This is a genomic window from Cupriavidus basilensis, from assembly GCF_029335485.1.
Taxonomy (GTDB): Bacteria; Pseudomonadota; Gammaproteobacteria; order Burkholderiales; family Burkholderiaceae; genus Cupriavidus; species Cupriavidus basilensis_E.
The window spans coordinates 1-6571 of record NZ_JARJLM010000054.1 but is presented as its reverse complement, the minus strand read 5'-3'; the positions used below and the strand labels follow the sequence as shown (position 1 = coordinate 6571).

6 protein-coding genes are annotated in these 6571 nt (G+C 65.9%); all 6 read left to right on the top strand.

From position 1 onward, the window contains the following. The coding region (locus P3W85_RS03415; protein ID WP_276263731.1) for an acyl-CoA dehydrogenase family protein at positions 1-556 on the top strand (556 nt) is incomplete at its 5' end. Between the two features lie 437 nt (positions 557-993). After that, complete coding sequence (locus P3W85_RS03410; protein ID WP_017229027.1) at positions 994-1950, top strand: ABC transporter permease; 957 nt, start codon at positions 994-996, stop codon at positions 1948-1950. Next, positions 1950-2876 carry an ABC transporter permease gene (locus P3W85_RS03405; RefSeq protein ID WP_017229026.1) on the top strand — a complete coding sequence of 309 codons (927 nt, stop codon included), beginning with the start codon at positions 1950-1952 and terminating at the stop codon, positions 2874-2876. Before P3W85_RS03410 ends, P3W85_RS03405 begins: the two co-directional genes overlap by 1 nt. Positions 2877-2942: 66 nt before the next feature. Next, complete coding sequence (locus P3W85_RS03400) at positions 2943-4598, top strand: ABC transporter substrate-binding protein (protein WP_346430231.1); 1656 nt, start codon at positions 2943-2945, stop codon at positions 4596-4598. Between the two features lie 52 nt (positions 4599-4650). Further along, on the top strand, positions 4651-5634 hold the full coding sequence (locus P3W85_RS03395; RefSeq protein ID WP_276263729.1) for an ABC transporter ATP-binding protein: 984 nt from the start codon (positions 4651-4653) through the stop codon (positions 5632-5634). Continuing rightward, positions 5621-6571: ABC transporter ATP-binding protein (locus P3W85_RS03390; RefSeq protein WP_276263732.1), on the top strand; the 951-nt coding region annotated here is incomplete at its 3' end. The genes P3W85_RS03395 and P3W85_RS03390, both read left to right, overlap by 14 nt.

The window sequence follows — 6571 nt, the reverse complement described above, 5'->3', positions numbered from 1 at the left end:
GACGGTGGAGCGCACCGTGATGGCGGACGCCCGCAATGCCGCGCGCGTGCAGTTGCGCAATGTACGCGTGGCGCCGGACGCGGTGCTGGGCGAAACCGGTGGCGGCGCGGCCATGCTCGAGCACGCACTCGACATCGGCCGCGCGGCGCTCGCGTCGGAGCTGGTCGGCATTGCCGACGAAGCATTCGAACGCACGCTGCAATACCTGAAGGAGCGCAAGCAGTTCGGCAAGATCATCGGCGAGTTCCAGGCGCTGCAGCATCGCGCCGCCCACCTGTTCAGCGAGATCGAGATCACGCGCGCAGCGGTGCTGCGCAGCCAGCAATTGCTCGACGATGGCCCGGCGCAGCCGGTCGCGCTGGTGTCCGCCGCCAAGGCGCGCGCCGGCTCCACCGCCATGCTGGCAGTGCAGGAGGGCGTGCAGATGCACGGCGGCATCGGCATGACCGACGAATTCGACATCGGCTTCTACATGAAACGGGCCTGCGCCGCACAGATCCTGCTCGGCGATACCCACTTCCACGCGCAACGCTGGGCGACCTTGCGCGGCTACTGAACGCCGCGCCGCAACGCACCATCCTCATCCGCCGTGGCAGGCCGTCCATGCGCAGGCGTGGGGCCTGCGCTCGACCTCGCGCTTGCCGCCGCTCGTTTGCGCTGCACAAGCGGGCCGGCGCGGCAGCGCCGACCTAGGTAAATCCACTAGACATTCGATGGTCCGTTTGGTTGTCATGAATTAGAACTCTGGGTATGCTGAACTGGCTATCTGCACAAACAGCAGCTCGGTGGATGGTTCCTAGGGCCTATTCCTAGTTCGCACCAGATGTCGCCAGATTCAAGCGTCAAGCGATGCCTGTCCGGTGCGGTTGGCGGCCACACGAAGCACCGAACAGGAGACGGCATGGTCGGGGCGGCACTCTTTATCGTATATACGGTATCTTTTCCCAAGGCCTGCGGCATGACCTTGCCAGGCGTCTCCGATGCGGGCGCGCCATGAGTGCCTATATCCTGCGCCGCCTGCTGGCACTGCTGCCCACGCTCCTGTTCGCCAGCCTGATCGTCTTTGTGATCGTGCGCATGGTGCCGGGCGACGTGGTGGACCTGATGCTGAGCCAGAACGACATCAGCGCCGACACCAAGAGCCGCGAGGACCTGATCCGTGCGCTGGGCCTGGACCAGCCGATGTGGTTCCAGTACGTGCACTGGATCGGCAACATCGTGCTGCACGGGGATCTCGGCCAATCCCTGTGGCAGGGCGAGCCGGTGCTCAAGATGGTGCTGGCGCGCATGCCCGCCACCTTCTCGCTGGGCGCGCTCGCCTTGTTCGTGGCGCTATCGGTGGCGCTGCCCGTTGGCGTGCTCTCTGCGATCCGGCAGGACACCGCGGCTGATTACGTGGCGCGTTCGTTTTCCCTCCTGATGCTGGCGGTGCCCAGCTTCTGGATGGGCACGATGATCATGGTGTTTCCGTCCGTGTGGTGGGGCTGGTCGCCGGAGGTGCGCTACGTCCCCTTCCTGGAGGACCCGCTCCAGCACCTCGGCAACATGCTGGTGCCCGCCATCATCCTGGGCATGGCGCTGTCCGCCATCACCATGCGCATGACGCGCACGATGATGCTGGAGGTACTGCGCCAGGACTACATCCGCACGGCCTGGGCCAAGGGCTTGAACGAGCGCCTGGTGATCCTGCGCCATGCGCTGCGCAACGCGCTGATCCCGGTGGTGACGCTGATCGGCCTGCAGGCGCCGCTGCTGATCGGCGGGGCCGTGGTGATCGAGCAGATCTTCGCGCTGCCGGGCATGGGGCTGCTGCTGCTGGACGCGGTGAACCAGCGGGACTATCCCGTGATCACCGGCGTGTTCCTGGTGGTCGGCCTGGCCGTCATGCTCATCAACCTGCTCGTGGACCTGAGCTACGGGCTGTTCGACCCGAAAGTGAGGCACCGCTGATGGCACGTCCAATTGCGAGCGCACCGGCGCGCGAGGCGGCGCAAGCCGCGCAGTCCACCTCCGGCCGAGGCTGGCACAGCGCCGCCTTCGCACTGTCGAGGCGCCTGTTCCGCGAGAAGCCGCTCGGCGCCGCCGGCGCGGTGATCTGCCTGGTGTTCCTGTTCTGCGGCATCTTTGCCGACTGGCTGGCGCCGTATGGCGTCAACGAGATCAACATGATGCAGCGGCTGCAGCCGCCGTCGTGGGCGCACCCGTTCGGCACCGACAACCTCGGGCGCGACATGCTCTCGCGCTGCCTGTATGGCGCGCAGCTCTCGGTCATCATCGGGCTGTCGGCCGCCATGCTGGCCACCGCCGTCTCGGTGCTGATCGGTATCCTGACAGGCTACCTCGGCGGCAAGTTCGACCTGATCGTGCAGCGCATGGTGGATGCGTGGATGAGCTTTCCCGACCTGGTCATCCTGATCGTGGTGGTGTCCGTGCTCGGGCCGGGCAGCTGGCAGATCATCGGCACGCTGGGGCTGCTGCTGGGCGTGGGCGGGTCGAGGATCATCCGCAGCGCGGTGGTCTCCGTGCGCGAGCACATGTATGTGCATGCCGCGCAATCCATGGGTGCATCGACTGGCCGCATCCTCTGGCGCCATATCCTGCCCAACGTGCTGCCGCCCATCATCGTGCTGTTCACCACGCGCGTGGGCACCGCCATCCTGGCCGAGTCCGGCCTGTCCTTTCTCGGCCTGGGCGTGCCGCCGCCCGCGGCGACCTGGGGCGGCATGCTCTCCGGCAACGGCCGCACCTTCATGTTCCAGGGGCCATGGCTGGCCTTGGCACCCGGCATCTGCCTCACCGTCGTCGTCTATGCCATCAACGTCTACGGCGACGCGCTACGTGACCTGCTCGACCCGCGCATGCGTGGATCGCGATAAGCCAACAAGGAGACAACGATGGAGGGACGCGGCTTGAACAGAACAATTTCCTCGGTGGTGGCAGGCATGGCGCTGGCCCTTGCCGCAGGCGCGGCCTGCGCGCAGGCGGAAGCGCCGAAGTACGGCGGCAGCCTCGAGATCGGCTCGATGTATCCCACCATCTCCGCGCTGTCCTGGGACCTTGCGGACTGGAACTGGAAGCAGAACTACGACACCGGCCAGGTCTACGAGCAGCTCTTCGCCGCCGATCTCTCCAAGGCCAGGCGCAACGGCGGCAAGTACGCGTTCCAGGCCGACGCGTGGCTGCCCGAGGATGCGATCCGCGGCGAGCTGGCCGAGAGCTGGAAATGGGTCGACCCGCTGACGCTCGAGGTCAAGCTGCGCAAGGGCGTGAAGTTTCCCGCCAAGCCCGGCGTGATGGAGGAGCGCGAGCTGGTGGCCGACGACGTGGTCTTCAGCTACACCCGCCAGAACACCAGCGCCAAGAAGATCCCCACCTATTACGACCATCTCACCAAGGTGGAAGCAACGGACAAGTACACCGTGGTCTTCCGCTTCAAGGAGTTCAACGCCGAATGGGACTACCGTTTCGGCTGGGGCTATTACTCCGGCATCATGCCCAAGGAAGTGGCGACCGCCGGCGCCGGCAACTGGAAGAATGTGAACGGCAGCGGCCCCTTCCTGCTGAGCAATTTCGTGCAGGGCACATCCAGCACCTATACCAGGAACGGGCTGTACTGGGACAGCGACAGGATCGGCGGCAAGGACTACAAGCTGCCGTTCGCCGACAAGGTGGTGCTGCGCACGGTCAAGGACGAGTCAACGCGCAACACCATGCTGCGCACCGGCAAGCTGGACGTGCTCGAGTATGTCCGCTGGACCGCGGTCGACGAGCTCAAGAAGAGCGCGCCGGCGCTCAAGTGGTCGCGCTGGTTGTCGACTAACGGCCAGTACGTGGCGCTGCGCGTCGACACCAAGCCGTTCAACGACCTGCGCGTGCGTCGCGCGCTGAACATGGCGGTCAACAAGCAGGAGATCGTCAAGCAGTTCTACGGCGGCAATGCCGAGCTGTTCGCCTATCCGCAGCATCCGGATTACACGGGCTACTTCGAGCCGTTGAGCGCCATGCCGGAGCCGGTGAAGGAACTGTTCACCTACAACCCGGACAAGGCACGCAAGCTGCTGGCCGAGGCCGGCCATGCCAAGGGCTTCACCTTCAAGGTACAGGTATGCGCCTGCCAGCCCGAGCACCTGGAGCTGCTGGCGCTGATCGGCGCCTACCTGGAGCAGGTGGGCGTACGCATCGAGATCCAGCCGATGGAGTATGGCGCGTTCCTGTCGGCCATGACCACCAAGACCAATGCGCCCGGCTACCTGATGAGCAACGGCCATACCAACCCGACCACCACGATCCGCAAGAGCTTTGTGAAGGGCCAGGTGTGGAACGCCGCGCAGTGGGGAGACCCCAAGTACGAGGCGCGCGTCAACGAAGCCTTCCAGATGCGCGATCTTGGCCGCCGGCAGGAAGCCCTGCGCTCGCTCACGCGCGACGTGCTCGCGGATGCGCCGTATATCTGGCTGCCCACCCCCTACCAGTACACGGCATGGTGGCCGTGGGTGAAGAACTACAACGCCGAGCTGCGCGCGGGCGCGGTCCGTCCCGGCCCGATCTACGCGCGGATGTGGGTCGACCAGGACATGAAGAAGAAGATGGGATTCTGATCCTCTTGCTCCCCTTGCTCCCCTGTTCCCCTGTGCCCTCAAGGAAGCCCGCATGACGCAGCCAATCCTGCAGGTGAAGCAACTGACCACGCGTTTTCGCACTGACCGCGGCGTGGTTACGGCGGTGGACCAGGTCTCGTTCGACGTCGCCCCCGGCGAGACGCTGGCCATTGTCGGCGAGTCCGGCTCGGGGAAGAGCGTGACCGCGCTGTCCATCCTCGGCCTGATCCCCAGCCCGGCGGGGCGCATCGAATCCGGCGAGATCCTGTTCGATGGCCAGGACCTGCTCAAGCTGAGCCCGGCGCGCATGCGGGCGATTCGCGGCAACCGGATCGCGATGATCTTCCAGGAACCGATGTCGTCGATGAACCCGGCGCTCACGGTGGGAAAGCAGATTGCCGAGCCCATCAACCTGCACCAGGGCATGCCATGGAAGACCGCCCTCGGCATTGCCGGCGAACTGCTCGGCAAGGTGCAGATCCCCGAGCCGCAAAGCCGGCTGGGCGCCTATCCGCACCAGTTCTCCGGCGGCATGCGCCAGCGTGCCATGATTGCCATGGCGCTGGCCTGCAAGCCGCAGCTGATCATTGCCGACGAGCCCACCACCGCGCTCGACGTCACGGTGCAAGCCCAGATCCTGGACTTGCTCAAGGACCTGGCCAGCCAGTCCGATACGGCGCTCGTCCTCATCACGCACGACCTGGGCGTGGTGGCGCGCTATGCGGATCGCGTGGCGGTGATGTACGGCGGCCGCATGGTCGAGACCGCCACGGCGCGCGAGCTCTACGGTTATCCCGCGCATCCCTACACGCGCGGCCTGATGGCGTCGGTGCCACGCATCGACGGCGACACCCGCCAGCCGCTGGTGCCGATCGACGGCCAGCCGCCCGACCTCACGGCGCTGCCGCCCGGGTGCGCATTCATGCCGCGCTGCAAGCTGGCCACCGACCAGTGCAGCCTGTCGCGCCCCGCGCTGCGCGCCGTGCGCGCGAACCACTTCAAGGCTTGCTTCCTCCATGACCATGACCACAACTGAGGCGCGGGTGGCGCCCGCCGCGCGCCGGCACGGCAAGATCGGCGACGAGATCCTGCGCGTCGAGAACCTCAAGGTTCATTTCCCCGTGACCCAGGGCGTTTTCATCAAGCGGCAGGTGGGCTCGGTCAAGGCCGTGGACGGCGTGTCGTTCACGCTCAGGCGCGGCGAGACGCTGGGCCTGGTGGGCGAGAGCGGTTGCGGAAAATCCACCACCGGCCTGGCCATCATCAAGATGCTGGCCGCCAGCGGCGGACGGATCGCCTTCGACGGCGACGACTTCGCCACCTTCAACAAGGCGCAGGAAAAGCATTTCCGCCGCAGCGTGCAGATGGTCTACCAGGACCCGTTCGGCTCGCTGAACCCGCGCATGAAGGTTTGCGACATCATTGGCGAGCCGCTCGAAGTGCACGGCATGGCCAACGACCGCGAGCGCTATCGTGCCCGCATTGCGGAGCTGCTGCAGATGGTGGGGCTGCTGCCCTATATGGCGGACCGCTATCCGCACGAGTTCTCCGGCGGCCAGCGGCAGCGCATCGGCATTGCGCGCGCATTGGCGGTCGAGCCGAGCCTGATCGTTTGCGATGAACCGGTTTCGGCGCTGGACGTATCTATCCAGGCGCAGGTGGTCAACGTGTTCATGGATTTGCAGCGGCGCCTCGGCTTGACTTATATCTTCATCGCGCACGACCTGGCCGTGGTGCGGCATATCAGCGACCGCATCGCCGTCATGTACCTCGGCCGCATCGTCGAGATCGCGAGCCGTGATGCGCTATATGCCAATCCCAGGCATCCCTATACGCAGGCGCTGTTGTCGGCTGTGCCCGTGGCCAGCGTCGAGGCCGAGGAGAAGCGGCAGCGCATCGTGCTGAAGGGCGAGGTGCCCAGTCCCTTGAATCCGCCATCGGGGTGCCGTTTTCATCCGCGCTGCGCGTGGGCT

What these genes read in the sequence shown, in the direction of transcription:
- P3W85_RS03395 (WP_276263729.1), top strand. Translation starts at nt 4,651, where the DNA reads ATGACGCAGCCAATCCTGCAGGTGAAGCAACTGACCACGCGTTTTCGC.
- P3W85_RS03400 (WP_346430231.1), top strand. Translation starts at nt 2,943, where the DNA reads ATGGCGCTGGCCCTTGCCGCAGGCGCGGCCTGCGCGCAGGCGGAAGCG.
- P3W85_RS03405 (WP_017229026.1), top strand. Translation starts at nt 1,950, where the DNA reads ATGGCACGTCCAATTGCGAGCGCACCGGCGCGCGAGGCGGCGCAAGCC.
- P3W85_RS03410 (WP_017229027.1), top strand. Translation starts at nt 994, where the DNA reads ATGAGTGCCTATATCCTGCGCCGCCTGCTGGCACTGCTGCCCACGCTC.